Below are 14,861 nucleotides of genomic sequence, written 5' to 3' on the forward strand. Positions count from 1 at the left end.
ATCGAGGCTCAGGCGACGCTGGTGAGCTGGATGAGGTTCCCGCACGTGTCATCGAGGACGGCCGTCACCACCGGGCCCATCGCGGTGGGCTTCTGCGTGAACTGCACGCCCTTGCCGGAGAGGTCCGCGTAGGCGGCGGCGACGTCGTCGACCGCGAAGGATGCCGTCGGGATGCCGTCGGCGGCGAGGGCTGCCGTGTAGGCCTTCGCGGCGGGGTGCTGATCGGGTTCGAGCAGCAGCTCGGTGCCGTCGGGCTCACCGGGTCCGACGACGGTGAGCCAGCGGAACTCTCCGAGCGGGATGTCGGTCTTGGCGACGAAGCCGAGCTTGTCGGTGTAGAACTCCAGCGCCTTGGCCTGGTCGTCGACGAACACGCTCGTGACGTTGATGCGGATGCCCATGTGTCAGTCCTTCGCGGGGGGAGCCCAGCGCTCCGCGATCTCGCGGAGCGGCTCGGTGTGCAGATGGTGGATCTTCGTGCGTCCTGACCGACGCGAGCTCACGAGCCCGGCCTGTTCGAGGACGGCGAGGTGCTGGGAGATCGCCTGGCGACTCGACGTGATGCCGTGCCGCATGGCCAGCCGGCCGCACAGCTCGAACAGGCTCTGCCCATCCTGCTCGGTCAGTTCATCGAGGATGAGCCGCCGCGTCGGGTCGGCGAGTGCCTGATAGACATCTCCCACGCAGGGATAATAGGCAAGTCATCACTTGCACGTCAAGCCTCGGGTGCCAGGGCGGTCCGAGGTGCCCGTCGGTCACGCCTCGCGCGACCACCGAAGGGTCCGGACGACGGCGACGCCCTCGCCGGTGGTCAACGCTATGCGGATCACCAGCTCCTGGTCGACGATGTGCATCTCGCGGGTGACCACGCCGCCGACATCGCTCGGCGTCAGGGCGGCATCGAGGGTCTGCGTGACCTCGCTCGTCGACTCGTCGACCGCGTAGGTCCCGAAGTACGCGTCGTACCCTCCGACCGCCGTGCTGTTGTTGGACGAGATCCGACCACGCTGTCGTTCGGTGGCGGATGCCGCATCCGCGGGCTCGATCGAGCTCCTGTCCCGTCGCATGAACTGGGCCGCGAAGTTGCCTGCGCGATCGTAGATGAGCAGACCGAGCGGATCGGGCCCGAGGCTCGGCTCCGGATTCACCGACCCGTCCGGGAGGTGGTCGACCCGCGAACGCAGGCGCCACGTGCCTATGAGGTCCTCCGCGAGCGTCATGCGGTCACGGTACGCCGAGGGCCCGGGGGCGGCAATGGGGCCTCAGCGGGCGAGTTCGCTCTTCACGTACGCGACGATCGCGTTGGCGTGACCGTGCCCCATGTGGTGCTCGGTCTTGAGCCACGCGACGACGTCCATGTGCCGGTGCGAGTCCAGACGGTCGGCGACGAGGTCGAGCCACTCCTGCATCGGTCGTGCGTAGGTCTTCTCGATGCTCGGGAAGTACGACGCCGGTCCCTTCAGCTTCCCGTCCGCGGGCGGAGTCGGGGCGGTCACCCGGTGTTCTGGCATGACGCCCATGCTAGAGCGGGCCGACGACGCGCAGGCGGAGACTGCGCGCATATGCTGACACGCATGAAGGTGCCCGGCGCAGACCCGCGACGGTGCCCGACGTGCGGCGACCCGCTGACGTTCGAGATCCTCGACGATGAGCGGTTCCTCGTGGCCTGGTCGTGCGTGAACTGCGGCCTGATCCGCACCACCGAGCCGGTGTAGAGGGCCGGTCCGCAGCGGGTCGGTACTCTGAGGGATCGACGGGCACGGCCGTGCGGGAGCGCGCGGCAGGTCGATCCGCCGAGACAACCCGCATATCCCGCACGATCCCACCGAGAGGGACCGCGATCATGAGCATGCGCGCCGCCGTGAACACCCGCTACGGCGGACCAGAGGTCGTGCAGGTGACCGACGTGCCTGTGCCGCGGGTCGGTGAGCACGAGATCCGCGTGCGCGTGCGCGCCACGACCGTCAACCGCACGGACGTCGCGTACCGCCGTGCGTTCCCGTTCGTCGTTCGTCTGTTCACGGGCCTCACGCGGCCGAAGCGGACGATCCTCGGCACGGAGTTCGCCGGCGAGGTCGAGGACGTCGCGCCGGACGTGACGCGGTTCGCCGTCGGTGACCGGGTGTTCGGATACGTCGAGGGACCGTTCGGCGCGCACGCGCAGCATCTCGTCGTGCGCGAGGACGCTCCGGTCGAGAAGACGCCGGAGGGCATCGACGTCCCGCACGCCGCGGCAGCCACCGAAGGGTCGCACTACGCGCTCGCCGGCATGAGGGCCGGGCACGTGGGAGAAGGGACGCGGGTGCTGGTCTACGGCGCGACCGGCGCGATCGGCTCCGCGGCCGTGCAGCTGATGACGGCCGCGGGGGCGACGGTGACCGCGGTGTGCGGCACCGCGCACGTCGACCTCGTCGCCGGCCTCGGCGCGGCGCGCGTCATCGACTACCAGACCACCGACGTCGCCACCGTCGAGGGCGAGTTCGACGTCGTCTTCGATGCGGTGGGCAAGACGTCGTACCCGGCGTGCCGGCATCTGCTGAGCCCGACCGGGATGTTCCTGGCCACCGACTTCGGCCCGTTCCCCACCAACCTCGGCTGGGCGCTGATCACCCTCTTCTCCCGCGGCCACACCGTGAAGATGCCCCCGCCCGGCGACACCCGCGCCGCCGTCGCGCGCCTGCGCGAGGAACTCGCCGCCGGCCGGTTCCTCCCGGTGATCGACGAGCGCGGGTTCACCCTGGAAGACATCGCCGACGCGCACCGGTACGTGGACAGCGGGCAGAAGATCGGCAACGTGGTCGTCGACGTCCCCTGACCGACGCCGGCGGCACGAGTCGCGTCCATTCCATGCAATGGAATGGACTTCGCCGGTGAGGTGTTCTCAGCATCATGGACGACGACAGGATGCCTGGTCACGCGGTCGCGGATGCTGGTGCAGCCGGTCAGCGCACCGATGACACGGCGGGCGCCACCGTCGCCGTCATCGGGGCCGGCCAAGCGGGCCTGTCGGCCGCCTACCACCTGCAGCGCCGCGGATTCACGAGCGCGATCGCGAATCCGGGCGGTGAGCGGACCTACGTCGTCTTCGACGCGAACCCACGACCCGGAGGTGCGTGGCAGCACCGGTGGGAATCTCTGACGATGGAGACCGTCAACGGCATCTTCGACCTGCCGGGCATGGCGCTCCCGACGGTGCACCCCGCCGAGGCCAGTCGCACCGCGGTGCCCGACTACTTCACCGACTACGAGCGCGCATTCGACTTCCCGATCATCCGGCCGGCGCACGTCACGAGCGTCACGCGGGCGGACGCCGACCCCGATGGCGAGCTCGTCATCGAGACCGATCGCGGCGCGTGGCGGGCCCGCTCCGTCATCAACGCGACCGGCACCTGGGACAACCCGGTTCGTCCCGAGCACCCCGGCGCGAGGGGCTTCCGAGGTCGACAATTCCACACGCGCGAATACGTCGGTCTGGAGCAGTTCGCGGGCCACCGTGTTGCGATCGTCGGCGGCGGCATCTCGGCGGTGCAGCACCTCGAGGAGATCTCCCGGGTCGCCACGACGTTCTGGTACACGCGCAGCGAGCCGTGGTGGCTCGACGTCGAGTTCGAGCCCGAGACGGTCGGGCGCGAGGTCATCGCGCGGGTCACGGCGGATGCCGAGGCGGGGCGGGCTCCGAAGAGCGTCGTCTCGTACACCGGACTGCCGCACACGTCCTACACCCGCGCCGCCGAGGATCGCGGCGTGCTGGTGCGCCGTCCGATGTTCACCGCGATCGAGCCCGACGGTGTGCGCGAGGCGGACGGCTCGTTCACCCCCGTCGACACGATCGTCTGGGCCACCGGCTTCCGACCGGCGCTCGCCCACCTCGACCCGCTCGGGCTGCGGAACCCCGCCGGCGGCATCACGGTGAGCGGCACGCGGGTGCGCGACGAACCGCGGCTCCACCTCATCGGCTACGGGCCGTCCCAGTCCACCGTCGGCGCCAACCGGGCCGGTCGCGCGGCGGTCGGCGAGATCGTCGCGGCACTGCGCCGAGCGGCGGTCCCCGCCATCGCCTGATCGCGCAGCGATCCCACACAGCGGATGCCGCGTGGAGGAACAAGCCGTCGACCCGCCATAATGTGCGGGTTGCCCGGATGCCGCGGGCGACCCACTCGAAGGAGAGCCCGACATGCCGACCACCAAGCCACCGATCGTCCTCGTGCACGGCGCCTGGGGCGGCGGCTGGATCTGGCGACGCGTGATCGGGCCGCTCCGCGACGCGGGCCACGAGGTGCATGCCGTCACGCTCACCGGCGACGGCGAGCGGGCGCACCTGCTGCGACCCGACATCGACCTCGACACCCACATCGCCGACGTGCTCGGACTCATCGAAGCCGAGGAGCTCGAGAACGCCGTGCTGGTCGGCCACAGCTACGGCGGCATGGTCATCACCGGCGCCGGGGCAGTCCTTCAGGAGTCGCAGCCGGGGCGCCTGGCCGGCATGGTCTACGTCGACGCCATGGTGCCTGCGCCCGGCGAAGGCTGGGGCGTCGCGCATCCGCCCGAGATCGTGGCGTCGCGCCTCGCGGCGGCCGCCGAGAACGACAACTGCCTGCCGCCGCCCGACCCCGAGGAGGGTTTCGGGCTGAGCGAAGCGGATGCCGCGTGGCTGCGTCGCCGGCACACGCCGCATCCGTTCGGCATGTACCGCCAGCCGCTGAACTACGACGGCGCTCTGCTCGAGTCACTGCCGCGGCTGTTCGTCGACTGCAACCAGCCCGCCTACCCGACCATCGCCCCGAGCCGCCAGCGCGTGCGCTCGGAGCCGGGCTGGCAGGTGGCAGAGATCGCGACCGGCCACTTCGTGATGGTCACCGAGCCCGACGCCCTCGTCGAGCAGCTGCTGGCGTTCGCGGCCGGCATCCCCGAGTGATCGCTCGACCGGCCCGGCGTTAGGCTCGTTGCATGGGTGAATCCACGCCGAACGCGGCGACGCGCTGGGAGCTGCTCGACGCTGCGTCGGTGGCGGAGCTGCTCTCTCAGGCAGACGTCCGCTGGTGGCTGTCGGGCGGATCCGCCTACGACCAGTGGATGGGCGAACCGCTGCGCGAGCGTGACAAGACGACCGTGAGCATGCCGTACGCGCAGGTCGGTCAGCTCGTCGAGGCCCTGCCGTCCGGAATCACCGCCTGGGTCGCCGAGGACGACGAGCTGACCGCGTGGACGGACCTGCCCGAGGACGCCACGTATCTCTCGGTGCGCCTGTACGACGCCGACAAGGAGACCTGGGTGCTCCAGGTCAACATGGAGGACGGCACCGCCGACCGCTGGGTGTACCGCCGCGACCCCCGCCTGCAGCTGCCGTGGGAGCGAGCCGTGCTCGATGTCGACGGAATCCCCACGGGCGCTCCCGAGGTGCAGCTCATCCGGAAGGCGTTCCATCCCAAGCCCGAGGACGAGGCTGACAAGGACATCGTGCTGCCGCTGCTGTCGGACGAGGCGCGGACGTTCTGGGAGAAGGCCATCCTCTCGATCCACCCGCACTCGACCTGGTCGATCCACGTGCGCAGCCCCTTCGCGCCGGCGAAGGCCAGCTGGAATCGCTCGCGGCGCTCCTGACCCGTCCTCGAGCAGCGGTCAGACCTCGCTGCCGGGTTCCACGACCGCGCCGTGGACGAGACGGCGGAACCACCGCTGCGCCGGGGACAGGCTCGACTCGCGCCTGGTGAAGACCGCGACGGGCGTCGACTGACCAGGCCATGGGAGCTCCGCGATCCGCAGCACCGGGAACCATCCGCAGAACACCTCGGCGACGTGCCGGGGGAGGAAGGTGACGAGGTCGGTGTCCTGCAGCACGGCGGGGAGCGTGCCGTACTCCTCCACGGTGAGGGCGACCTGCGGCATGAGGCCGTGCTCGAGCAGGAGCTGAAGCGGGTAGACGTGGCCGCCGCGCGACGACACGCGCACGAAGCCGCGGCCGGCGAACATCTCCGGCGACGTCGGCGGAAGCGGATGCCGGCCCGACGACAGCGCGACGTACTCGACATCGCGCACGGGTGTGCGCCACAGTCGCGAGGCATCCATCAGCGACACCGTGATGGCCAGGTCGAGAGTCCCGCGCACGAGCTCCTCCTCGACCTGGTCGGCATCGAGGCGGTTCACCGCGAGCCGCGCGCTCGAGTTCTCGCGGGCGAGCGCGGCCATGATCGGGGGGAGGAACGTCTGCTCGCCGATCGACGTCAATCCGAGCGAGAGCTCGCCGGTGAAGCCCCTCGGGTCGAAGTCGGCGACATTGCTCACGGTCGATTCGATCTGGGCGAGTGCTTCGTGCAGGGGGCCGAACAGCTGCGTGGCTCGTGTCGTCGGCACCATGACGTGGCCCTCGCGGCGGAAGAGGTCGTCCGCGAACCTCTCGCGCAGGCGCGCGAGCGTGTAGCTCACGGTCGGCTGGGTGACGTGGAGGAAGTCCGCCGTGGCGGTGAGGCTGCGCAGCTCGTAGAGCACGACGAAGGTCCGCAGCTGGTTGAGGTCGGGTATTGACATCCATTGATCCCATCTATGGAAGTGCCCACCAGAATCTATTGGACCATGAGAAACCGCCGCCGTACAGTCGTCGTAACGGACCCCACCCATCCAGTGACAAGGACGACACTCGGTGATCATCGACATCCACGGCCACTACACGACCGCACCCGCTCAGCTGGGCGCGTGGCGTGACCTGCAGATCGCCTTCACCGAGGGTCAGGGCGAGGCGCCCGACCCCGCGACGCTGACGATCAGCGATGACGACATCCGCGAGACCATCGAGGCCAACCAGCTGCGGCTCATGAACGACCGCGGCAGCGACATCACCGTCTTCAGCCCGCGCGCCTCCTTCATGGCGCACCACATCGGCGACCTCGCGGTCAGCAAGACGTGGGCCCGCATCTGCAACGACCTGGTCGCCCGCGTCAGCGAGCTGTTCCCCGACCGCTTCATGATGGGCGCGATGCTCCCGCAGTCGCCGGGCGAAGACCCCGCGACCGCCGTGGACGAGCTGGTCCGAGCCGTCGAAGAGCTCGGCGCCGTCGAGATCAACCTCAACCCCGACCCGTCCGGCGGCCTGTGGACCGCGCCGGCGCTCACCGACCGTTCGTGGTACCCGATCTACGAGAAGCTCGTCGAGTACGAGATCCCCGCGATGATCCACGTGTCGACCTCGTGCAAGCCGCAGTTCCACACCACGGGCGACCACTACCTCGGCGCCGACACGACCGCCTTCATGCAGCTGCTCAAGGGCGACCTGTTCCGCGACTTCCCCGACCTGAAGTTCGTCATCCCGCACGGCGGCGGCGCCGTGCCGTACCACTGGGGCCGGTTCCGCGGCCTCGCGATGGCGCTGAAGAAGCCCGAGCTCGAGGAGCACCTGCTGAACAACGTGTTCTTCGACACGTGCGTCTACCACCAGCCCGGGATCAACCTGCTCACCGAGGTGATCCCGACCGACAACATCCTGTTCGCGAGCGAGATGATCGGCGCCGTCCGCGACATCGACCCGCGCACCGGCCACTACTTCGACGACACCAAGCGCTACGTCGACGGAACGCCCAACCTGACGGATGCCGAGCGCGCCCAGGTCTTCGAGGGCAACGCCCGCCGCGTCTACCCGCGCGTCGACCGCGCGCTGACCGCCCGGGGACTGTGAGAGAGAGAAAATGCGACTGAACAACCTCGGCATCGTCCACACCAAGATCGAGCGTCCCGACCCCGCCGACGTCGAGCGGCTGTCGCAGTTCGGCGTCGCCACCATCCACGAGGCCATGGGCCGCGTCGGCCTGCTGCGCCCCTACATCCGCCCCGCCTACACGGGTGCGAAGCTGTGCGGTCCGGTCGTGACCGTGCTGCTGCAGCCCGGCGACAACTGGATGTTCCACGTCGCCGCCGAGCAGGTGCAGGAAGGCGACGTCATCGTCGCCGGCTGCACCACCGAGAGCGAAGACGGGTTCTTCGGCGAGCTGCTCGCCACCTCGCTCACGTCGCGCGGCTGCAAGGGCCTCGTCATCGACGGCGGCGTCCGCGACGTCGCCGACCTCGAGAAGATGGACTTCCCGGTCTTCTCACGTGCCATCAACTCCAAGGGCACCGTCAAGGCGACCCTCGGATCGGTGAACATCCCGGTCGTCGTCGCCAACGCGCTGGTCAACCCGGGCGATGTCGTCGTCGCCGACGTGGACGGCGTCGTGGTCGTCCCGCGCGAGCTCGTCGGCGCGGTGGCGGACGCCAGCCAGAAGCGCGAGGACAACGAAGAGGCCAAGCGCCAGAAGTTCCGCGAGGGCGTTCTCGGCCTCGACATCTACGGCATGCGCGAGCCGCTCGCGGCAGCGGGCCTCGAGTACGTGGAGGACTGAGCATGGCCGAAGAGCTGACGATCGCCCACGGCGAGACCAGCGGCGGGTTCGAGAAGACCCCCGGCTGGCTCGACTGGTACGACGGACCGTCGAAGCCCGCGTTCCAGGTGCCGGCCGGCGCGGTCGACGCGCACTGCCACGTGTTCGGCCCCGGGGAGCAGTTCCCCTACGCACCCGAGCGCAAGTACACGCCGTGCGACGCCTCCGCCGATCAGCTCTTCGCCCTGCGCGACCGGCTGGGGTTCGAACGCAACGTCGTCGTCCAGGCAACGTGCCATGGCGCCGACAACCGGGCACTCGTCGATGTGCTGCGCCGCAGCGAGGGCCGCGCCCGCGGCGTCGCCACCGTCCGCCGCGACGTCACCGCCGAGCAGCTCGCCGAGCTGCACGAGGCCGGCGTCCGCGGCGTCCGCTTCAACTTCGTCAAGCGCCTCGTCGACCGCGTGCCCACCGAGTCGCTCGGCGAGATCGTCGAGAAGATCGCTCCCCTCGGATGGCACGTCGTCATCTACTTCGAGGCCGAGGATCTGCCCGACCTCTACGACTTCTTCTCGAGCATTCCGACCGACGTCGTCGTCGACCACATGGGCCGACCCGACGTCACGAAGGACCCCGACGGCCCCGAGTTCGGGCTGTTCCTTCGCTTCATGCGCGAGAACCCCAACGTGTGGACCAAGGTGTCGTGCCCCGAGCGGCTCAGCGTCACCGGTCCCCGCGCCCTCGATGGCGAGCAGCACGCGTACACCGACGTCGTGCCGTTCGCCCGTCGCGTGGTCGAGGAATTCCCCGACCGCGTGCTGTGGGGAACGGATTGGCCCCACCCCAACCTCAAGGACCACATGCCCGACGACGGGCTGCTGGTCGACTACATCCCTCAGATCGCCGTGACACCGGCGCTGCAGCACAAGCTGCTCGTCGACAACCCGCGGCGGCTGTACTGGTCAGAAGGAGACTGACATGGCACTCGACAAGCCCTACAAGGACATCCCCGGCACGATCATCTTCGATGCCGAACAGGCCCGAAAGGGCTACCACCTGAATCAGTTCTGCATGTCGCTGATGAAGGCCGAGAACCGCGAGCGCTTCCTCGCGGATCAGGAGGCCTACCTCGACGAGTGGGATCTGAACGACAACCAGCGCAGGGCCGTGCTGGAGATCGACCTCAACCTCGCGATGGCCGAGGGCGGGAACATCTACTTCCTCGCCAAGCTGGGCGCGACCCACGGCCTGAGCTTCCAGCAGATGGCCGGATCGATGACCGGCATGTCCGAGGCCGCCTACCGCGACATGATGATCGCGGGCGGGCGGAACCCCGAGGGCGTGCGGCTGAAGGACCTCGACGGGTGGACGCCTCCGGCCAAGGGCGAGAAGGCCGAGACCCTGCGCCCGAACGCGCCGGCGAAGTACACCTCGGCGCTGTTCACGCCCCACGTCCCGGCGATCGGCGCCGCGATGGACCTCGGCAAGGACCACGAGCCCTACTGGCAGAAGGTCTTCGCCGGGTACGAGTGGACCCGCAAGTGGGCCAAGGAGAACACCCCCGACGTCGTGATCATCGTCTACAACGACCATGCCACCGCGTTCGACTCGTCGATCATCCCCACGTTCGTGCTCGGCACGGGCGCGGAGTACCCCGTCGCCGACGAGGGCTACGGCCCCCGCCCGGTGCCCGACGTGAAGGGCTACCCCGAGCTCGCCGCGCACATCGCGCAGTCGGTCATCCAGGACGACTTCGACCTCACCCTCGTCAACGAGATGGTCGTGGACCACGGACTCACCGTGCCGCTGTCGCTCGTCTACGGCAAGCCCGAGGAGTGGCCGGTCCGGGTGATCCCGCTCGCCGTCAACGTCGTGCAGTACCCCGTTCCCTCGGGTCGTCGCTGCTACGAGCTCGGCAAGGCGCTGCGCCGCGCCCTCGACAAGTGGGACGGACCCGAGCTGAACATCCAGATCTGGGGCACCGGCGGCATGAGCCACCAGCTGCAGGGCCCGCGCGCCGGTCTCATCAACAAGGAATGGGACAACGCGTTCCTCGACCACCTCATCGCCGACCCGCTGGGCCTGACCGAGTGGCCCCACATGGAGTACGTCGACGAGGCGGGCTCCGAGGGCATCGAGCTCGTCGACTGGCTCATCGCGCGCGGCGCGATGGACGACCAGTTCGGCGGCGGCGCCCCCGAGGTGAACCACCGCTTCTACCACGTGCCGGCGTCCAACACCGCGGTTGGTCACCTCGTGATCTCCAACCCCGTCGCCGCCACCGGCGGTGTCGCGGAGCAGGCCGACGAGACGCAGACCTCCGACGACGGCCCCACCCCCGCCGAAGGTGAGACGGTGAAGCCCGACTGGGACCCGGTCGGCTCCCTGGCCTGAGCAGGATCCCCGCTGAGTGACGGGAACTGGGCGCCTCAGCAGCCGCTCAGTTCCCCGCGAAGGAGACACGAATGAGCAGTGACAAGGTCCGGATCGCGGTGGTCGGCGCCGCCGGTGCATTCGGCATGAAGCACCTCGACGGTCTGGCGAACATCGACGACGCCGAGGTGACGGTCGTCAGCGGCACGAAGCCCGAGGCCACGCAGGCCGTCGCCGAGAAGTACGGCGTGCCGAACGCGGTCGTCGGCTACGACGCCGTGCTCGAGCGCGACGACGTCGATGCGGTGATCCTCGCGACGCCGACCGGCCTCCACGCCGCGCAGACGCAGGCCGCGCTCGCCGCGGGCAAGCACGTGCAGGTCGAGATCCCGCTGGCCGACTCGCTGGCGGATGCCGAGGCCACGCTCGCCGCCGCCGAGGCATCCGATCTGGTCTCGATGGTCGGCCACACCCGGCGTTTCAACCCGTCGCACCAGTGGGTGCACGACAAGATCACGGCCGGCGACTTCAACATCCAGCAGATGGATGTGCAGACGTACTTCTTCCGCCGCACGAACACCAACGCCAAGGGCGAACCGCGGTCGTGGACCGACCACCTGCTGTGGCACCACGCCGCCCACACCGTCGACCTGTTCGCGTACCAGGCGGGCAAGATCGTGCAGGCGAACGCGATCCAGGGCCCCATCCACCCGACGCTCGGCATCGCCATGGACATGTCGATCCAGCTGAAGGCCGAGTCGGGCGCGATCTGCACGCTGTCGCTGTCGTTCAACAACGACGGCCCGTTCGGCACGTTCTTCCGCTACATCGGCGACACCGGCACCTACATCGCCCGCTACGACGACCTCGTCAACGGCAAGGAGGAGCCGATCGACGTGTCGCAGGTCGCCGTCAGCATGAACGGCATCGAGCTGCAGGACCGCGAGTTCGTCGCCGCGATCCGCGAGGGCCGCGAGCCCAACTCGTCGCTGCGTCAGGTGATCGACTGCTACCGCGTGCTCGGTCAGCTGGAGGAGCAGCTCGCGTGAACCTGCCCCGCATCGGACTCGGATGCATGGAGCTCAGCCACGCGTACGGCGTCCCGCCCTCGTTCGAGGACGGACTGCGGATGCTGCGCGCGTCGCTCGACGCCGGCGTGACGTTCCTCGACACCGCCACGCTCTACGGGGCCGGGCGCAACGAGGAACTGGTCGGGGCGGCGATCGCGGGGCGTCGTGACGAGATCGTGCTCGCGAGCAAGGGCGGCATGGCCCCCGTCGACGGGGTCAAGACCATCGACGGTCGCCCCGAGACCCTCAGCGCCCAGGTCGACGCGTCGCTGCAGCGGCTCGGCGTCGACCACATCGACCTGTACTACCTGCACCGCTGGGATCCGAACGTTCCGATCGGAGACAGCGTGGGCGCGCTCGCGGACGCCGTGGCGGCCGGCAAGATCGGCGGCATCGGGTTGTCCGAGATCTCGGTGGCGCTGCTGCACGAGGCGCTCGCCGTCGCGCCGATCGCGGCCGTCCAGAACGAGTACTCGCTCTGGACCCGCAACGCGGAGATCGGGATGCTGGAGGCCACGCGCGAGGCGGGAGCCGCGTTCGTCGCCTTCTCGCCCGTCGCCCGGGGATTCCTCGCCGACGCCGTCGCCGATCCGGATGCGTTCGCGCCGAAGGACATCCGGCGGTCTCACCCGCGGTTCATGGCCGACAACTGGCCGGCGAACGCGGCGCTGCTGCCCGCGTGGCGTGCCCTCGTGGCCGAGGCGGGATGCACCCCGGCGCAGCTCGCGCTGGCGTGGGTGCTGTCGCGCGGCGAGCACGTCGTCGCGATCCCCGGCACCACACGCATCGAGCACCTGCGCGAGGACCTCGCCGCCGCCGAGATCGTCGTGGACCCGACGATCCTCGCGCGGGCGGGGGAGCTGATCAGCACCGCGACGGTGTCGGGCCCGCGGTACAACGAGGCCCAGTCGCTCGAGGTTTTCGCCGAGACGTTCGAGGAGGTCGCGTGAGGGCGATCTCGTCCATGGCGACCCGGCAGGTGCTCGGCGAGCTGACCGCGGCTGCGGCGGATGCCGGACTCCCCGCCGTCGACGTCGAGTCGGTCGGCGGCGTGGACGCCGCCCGTCGGGTGCGTGACGGCGAGCAGCTCGACCTCGTCTTCCTCGCCGACGGTGCGCTGGACGCGCTGGCGGGTGAGGGGCACGTTCATGCCTCGACCGTGACGCCGCTGGTGGTCTCGAGCGTCGCCGCCGCCGTTCCCGCACCCGGCGGCAAGCCCGCGACCAACACCGCAGCGCCGGCTTTCGCCGATGCCGGGGCCATGCGCGATGCGATTCGGGCGGCGACGCGGATCGGCTACTCCACCGGCCCGAGCGGCACCGCCCTGGTCCGGATGATCGAGGACTGGGGACTCGCCGACGAGGTCGACGACCGCCTCGTGCAGGCGCGTCCCGGCATTCCCGTCGCGAAGCTGCTCGCCGACGGCGAGGTCGACCTCGGGTTCCAGCAGCTCAGCGAGCTCGTCGGGCAGGACGGCGTCGAGATCCTCGGCACGCTTCCGCCCGACTGCGCGATCGTCACGGTGTTCAGCGGCGCGGTCGCCGCGGCGGCGACGGATCCGGCAGCGGCTCAGTCGGTGCTCGACCATCTGGCATCGCGCGACGCGGCATCCATCATCGAGCGGCACAGCTTCGAGGTGCCCGCGCGCTGACCGAGCAGGGCAGCCTGCGGCTCGCACCACGCACCAACCTCAGGGGCGAATTGAGGCGTAGCGTGTGGGTGAGACTCCCCGAAGGAGCGATCGTGCCGATCAGTCATCCGTGGCCCGCCCACCCGGATCATGTTCCCGAGCCGGGCGAGCCCTCCGTGCCCGAGATCGAGGTGGACGAGGACATCGCGCCGCGACCGGAGGAGGAGATCGCGGATCGCCTGCGCGCGAAGCCGGACGTCGCCGATCACAGCGGGCATCACGACTGAGGCGTCCGTGATCCGCGGCCGGTGCGCGGTGTGACGCGCGTGGCTCGTGGGGCGCCGGAGCGCCCGCCGGGCTGGAAGTAACCTGTGCAACCGGGCACGATCGAAGCTCCTCGGGCGGGCGTGCCGCACACTCGAAGCATGTGGTGGAGCTTCCTCAAAGCGGTGAAGAACCGCGAACACCGGGTCGCGCCGACGACGTGGGTCGTCGCGATCGCCGCGGTCGTCTACACCGTCGCGCCCATCGACCTGATCCCCGAACTGGTCCTCGGCCCGCTCGGCTTCGTCGACGACATCGGCGTGTGGGCGATCTTCGCCGTCCTCTTCGCGCGCGAGCAGCGGCGCTGGCAGGACGGCCTCCAGTCGAACTGAAGCAACCGGAATCCGCCCGGCATAGACTCACCGGGATGAAGACGATCGGCGTGCTCGGCGGCATGAGCTGGGAGTCGTCGCTCGAGTGGTATCGGCGTGCGAACGAGGGCGTGCGCGATCGGCTCGGCGGGTACCACTCGGCACGCATCCTGCTCGATTCGCTCGACTTCGCCGAGATCGAAGCGCTGCAGGCTGCCGGCGACTGGGCGGAGACCGGGCGCATCCTCGCGGCCCACGCCCGCGAGCTCGAGACCGCGGGGGCGGACGTCGTCGTGCTCTGCACGAACACGATGCACATCGTCGCCGACGACATCGAGGCAGCCATCGACGTGCCGTTCCTGCACATCGCCGACGCCACCGCCTCCGCGATCACGGCGGCCGGCATCGGCACCGTGGGTCTGCTCGGAACCGCGTTCACGATGGAGCAGGACTTCTACCGCGACCGCCTCGCGCGTCACGGCATCCGCACCCTCGTGCCCGACCCCGACGACCGCCGTGCGGTGCACGACATCATCTACGGCGAACTCGTCCACGGTGTCGTGAACGACTCCTCGCGCGAGCGCTATCGCGAGGTGATGGAGCGACTGGTGGCCGCCGGCGCTGAAGGCATCATCCTCGGCTGCACCGAGATCGAGCTGCTGGTGTCGCAGGCCGACAGCGAGGTGCCGGTCTTCCCGACGACAGCCCTGCACGTCGAGGCGGCGGTCGGCTTCGCCCTGCGCGCGGACTGAGCCGCACCGACTCCCCGCGGTTCCCCATCTGCCACGACCTAGGGTCGAAG

Annotated in this window: 20 protein-coding genes; 15 read left to right on the forward strand and 5 right to left on the reverse strand. The window is 69.7% G+C overall.

The features are described 5' to 3' along the window. Positions 1 to 8 precede the first annotated feature (8 nt). The 4 genes from HD594_RS03335 to HD594_RS03350 form a co-directional block, all read right to left on the reverse strand. A complete protein-coding gene (locus tag HD594_RS03335) occupies positions 9 to 401 on the reverse strand; it encodes a VOC family protein (protein WP_221446541.1) in 393 nt (130 codons plus the stop codon). Positions 402 to 404: 3 nt separating this feature from the next. Then, positions 405 to 683 carry an ArsR/SmtB family transcription factor gene (locus tag HD594_RS03340; protein ID WP_184749609.1) on the reverse strand — a complete coding sequence of 93 codons (279 nt, stop codon included), beginning with the start codon at positions 681 to 683 and terminating at the stop codon, positions 405 to 407. A 72-nt stretch (positions 684 to 755) separates the two neighbouring features. Further along, positions 756 to 1,220, reverse strand: a complete 465-nt coding sequence (locus HD594_RS03345) for a lipocalin-like domain-containing protein (RefSeq protein ID WP_184749610.1) — start codon at positions 1,218 to 1,220, stop codon at positions 756 to 758. A gap of 42 nt (positions 1,221 to 1,262) precedes the next feature. Beyond that, positions 1,263 to 1,511 carry a DUF4287 domain-containing protein gene (locus HD594_RS03350; RefSeq protein ID WP_184749611.1) on the reverse strand — a complete coding sequence of 83 codons (249 nt, stop codon included), beginning with the start codon at positions 1,509 to 1,511 and terminating at the stop codon, positions 1,263 to 1,265. 63 nt (positions 1,512 to 1,574) lie between these two features. Here HD594_RS03350 and HD594_RS03355 point away from each other — a divergent pair, with 63 nt between their 5' ends. The 5 genes from HD594_RS03355 (at position 1,575) to HD594_RS03375 (ending at position 5,604) form a co-directional block, all read left to right on the forward strand. Beyond that, on the forward strand, positions 1,575 to 1,715 hold the full coding sequence (locus HD594_RS03355) for a hypothetical protein (RefSeq protein WP_184749612.1): 141 nt from the start codon (positions 1,575 to 1,577) through the stop codon (positions 1,713 to 1,715). 128 nt (positions 1,716 to 1,843) lie between these two features. Further along, positions 1,844 to 2,815 (forward strand): NAD(P)-dependent alcohol dehydrogenase, encoded by a 972-nt coding sequence (locus tag HD594_RS03360; RefSeq protein WP_221446542.1) that lies wholly within the window; start codon positions 1,844 to 1,846, stop codon positions 2,813 to 2,815. An 89-nt stretch (positions 2,816 to 2,904) separates the two neighbouring features. Then, positions 2,905 to 4,062 (forward strand): NAD(P)-binding domain-containing protein, encoded by a 1,158-nt coding sequence (locus HD594_RS03365; protein ID WP_184749613.1) that lies wholly within the window; start codon positions 2,905 to 2,907, stop codon positions 4,060 to 4,062. 112 nt (positions 4,063 to 4,174) lie between these two features. Beyond that, positions 4,175 to 4,918, forward strand: coding sequence for an alpha/beta fold hydrolase (locus tag HD594_RS03370; protein WP_184749614.1), 744 nt, complete (start codon positions 4,175 to 4,177; stop codon positions 4,916 to 4,918). A gap of 32 nt (positions 4,919 to 4,950) precedes the next feature. Beyond that, positions 4,951 to 5,604, forward strand: coding sequence for a hypothetical protein (locus HD594_RS03375; protein WP_184749615.1), 654 nt, complete (start codon positions 4,951 to 4,953; stop codon positions 5,602 to 5,604). An 18-nt stretch (positions 5,605 to 5,622) separates the two neighbouring features. Here the strand turns inward: HD594_RS03375 and HD594_RS03380 are convergent, their stop codons facing one another. After that, positions 5,623 to 6,528: a LysR family transcriptional regulator gene (locus HD594_RS03380; RefSeq protein WP_184749616.1), complete on the reverse strand. Its 906-nt coding sequence runs from the start codon at positions 6,526 to 6,528 to the stop codon at positions 5,623 to 5,625. Positions 6,529 to 6,640: 112 nt separating this feature from the next. Between HD594_RS03380 and HD594_RS03385 the strand changes: the two genes are divergently transcribed. From HD594_RS03385 to HD594_RS03430, 10 genes are all read left to right on the forward strand, one after another. Further along, a complete protein-coding gene (locus HD594_RS03385) occupies positions 6,641 to 7,669 on the forward strand; it encodes an amidohydrolase family protein (RefSeq protein WP_184749617.1) in 1,029 nt (342 codons plus the stop codon). Positions 7,670 to 7,679: 10 nt separating this feature from the next. Further along, positions 7,680 to 8,372, forward strand: coding sequence for a 4-carboxy-4-hydroxy-2-oxoadipate aldolase/oxaloacetate decarboxylase (gene ligK, locus HD594_RS03390; protein ID WP_221446543.1), 693 nt, complete (start codon positions 7,680 to 7,682; stop codon positions 8,370 to 8,372). Between the two features lie 2 nt (positions 8,373 to 8,374). After that, positions 8,375 to 9,328: an amidohydrolase family protein gene (locus HD594_RS03395; protein ID WP_184749618.1), complete on the forward strand. Its 954-nt coding sequence runs from the start codon at positions 8,375 to 8,377 to the stop codon at positions 9,326 to 9,328. A gap of 1 nt (position 9,329) precedes the next feature. Continuing rightward, positions 9,330 to 10,745 (forward strand): protocatechuate 4,5-dioxygenase subunit alpha/beta, encoded by a 1,416-nt coding sequence (locus tag HD594_RS03400; protein WP_246413840.1) that lies wholly within the window; start codon positions 9,330 to 9,332, stop codon positions 10,743 to 10,745. Between the two features lie 71 nt (positions 10,746 to 10,816). After that, positions 10,817 to 11,773: a Gfo/Idh/MocA family oxidoreductase gene (locus HD594_RS03405; protein WP_184749619.1), complete on the forward strand. Its 957-nt coding sequence runs from the start codon at positions 10,817 to 10,819 to the stop codon at positions 11,771 to 11,773. Next, positions 11,770 to 12,744, forward strand: a complete 975-nt coding sequence (locus HD594_RS03410) for an aldo/keto reductase (RefSeq protein WP_184749620.1) — start codon at positions 11,770 to 11,772, stop codon at positions 12,742 to 12,744. Before HD594_RS03405 ends, HD594_RS03410 begins: the two co-directional genes overlap by 4 nt. Further along, positions 12,741 to 13,445 carry a substrate-binding domain-containing protein gene (locus tag HD594_RS03415; RefSeq protein WP_271171287.1) on the forward strand — a complete coding sequence of 235 codons (705 nt, stop codon included), beginning with the start codon at positions 12,741 to 12,743 and terminating at the stop codon, positions 13,443 to 13,445. Before HD594_RS03410 ends, HD594_RS03415 begins: the two co-directional genes overlap by 4 nt. Positions 13,446 to 13,537: 92 nt before the next feature. Then, positions 13,538 to 13,711 (forward strand): hypothetical protein, encoded by a 174-nt coding sequence (locus HD594_RS03420; RefSeq protein WP_184749621.1) that lies wholly within the window; start codon positions 13,538 to 13,540, stop codon positions 13,709 to 13,711. 138 nt (positions 13,712 to 13,849) lie between these two features. Next, positions 13,850 to 14,080: a YkvA family protein gene (locus HD594_RS03425; RefSeq protein ID WP_184749622.1), complete on the forward strand. Its 231-nt coding sequence runs from the start codon at positions 13,850 to 13,852 to the stop codon at positions 14,078 to 14,080. A gap of 35 nt (positions 14,081 to 14,115) precedes the next feature. Next, complete coding sequence (locus HD594_RS03430) at positions 14,116 to 14,811, forward strand: aspartate/glutamate racemase family protein (RefSeq protein ID WP_184749623.1); 696 nt, start codon at positions 14,116 to 14,118, stop codon at positions 14,809 to 14,811. Positions 14,812 to 14,861 lie beyond the last annotated feature (50 nt).

The organism is Microbacterium thalassium (genome assembly GCF_014208045.1).
Taxonomy (GTDB): Bacteria; Actinomycetota; Actinomycetes; order Actinomycetales; family Microbacteriaceae; genus Microbacterium; species Microbacterium thalassium.

What these genes read in the sequence shown, in the direction of transcription:
- HD594_RS03335 (WP_221446541.1), bottom strand. Translation starts at nt 401, where the DNA reads ATGGGCATCCGCATCAACGTCACGAGCGTGTTCGTCGACGACCAGGCC.
- HD594_RS03345 (WP_184749610.1), bottom strand. Translation starts at nt 1,220, where the DNA reads ATGACGCTCGCGGAGGACCTCATAGGCACGTGGCGCCTGCGTTCGCGG.
- HD594_RS03350 (WP_184749611.1), bottom strand. Translation starts at nt 1,511, where the DNA reads ATGCCAGAACACCGGGTGACCGCCCCGACTCCGCCCGCGGACGGGAAG.
- HD594_RS03355 (WP_184749612.1), top strand. Translation starts at nt 1,575, where the DNA reads ATGAAGGTGCCCGGCGCAGACCCGCGACGGTGCCCGACGTGCGGCGAC.
- HD594_RS03360 (WP_221446542.1), top strand. Translation starts at nt 1,844, where the DNA reads ATGAGCATGCGCGCCGCCGTGAACACCCGCTACGGCGGACCAGAGGTC.
- HD594_RS03365 (WP_184749613.1), top strand. Translation starts at nt 2,905, where the DNA reads ATGCCTGGTCACGCGGTCGCGGATGCTGGTGCAGCCGGTCAGCGCACC.
- HD594_RS03370 (WP_184749614.1), top strand. Translation starts at nt 4,175, where the DNA reads ATGCCGACCACCAAGCCACCGATCGTCCTCGTGCACGGCGCCTGGGGC.
- HD594_RS03375 (WP_184749615.1), top strand. Translation starts at nt 4,951, where the DNA reads ATGGGTGAATCCACGCCGAACGCGGCGACGCGCTGGGAGCTGCTCGAC.
- HD594_RS03380 (WP_184749616.1), bottom strand. Translation starts at nt 6,528, where the DNA reads ATGTCAATACCCGACCTCAACCAGCTGCGGACCTTCGTCGTGCTCTAC.
- ligK (WP_221446543.1), top strand. Translation starts at nt 7,680, where the DNA reads ATGCGACTGAACAACCTCGGCATCGTCCACACCAAGATCGAGCGTCCC.
- HD594_RS03395 (WP_184749618.1), top strand. Translation starts at nt 8,375, where the DNA reads ATGGCCGAAGAGCTGACGATCGCCCACGGCGAGACCAGCGGCGGGTTC.
- HD594_RS03400 (WP_246413840.1), top strand. Translation starts at nt 9,330, where the DNA reads ATGGCACTCGACAAGCCCTACAAGGACATCCCCGGCACGATCATCTTC.
- HD594_RS03405 (WP_184749619.1), top strand. Translation starts at nt 10,817, where the DNA reads ATGAGCAGTGACAAGGTCCGGATCGCGGTGGTCGGCGCCGCCGGTGCA.
- HD594_RS03425 (WP_184749622.1), top strand. Translation starts at nt 13,850, where the DNA reads ATGTGGTGGAGCTTCCTCAAAGCGGTGAAGAACCGCGAACACCGGGTC.
- HD594_RS03430 (WP_184749623.1), top strand. Translation starts at nt 14,116, where the DNA reads ATGAAGACGATCGGCGTGCTCGGCGGCATGAGCTGGGAGTCGTCGCTC.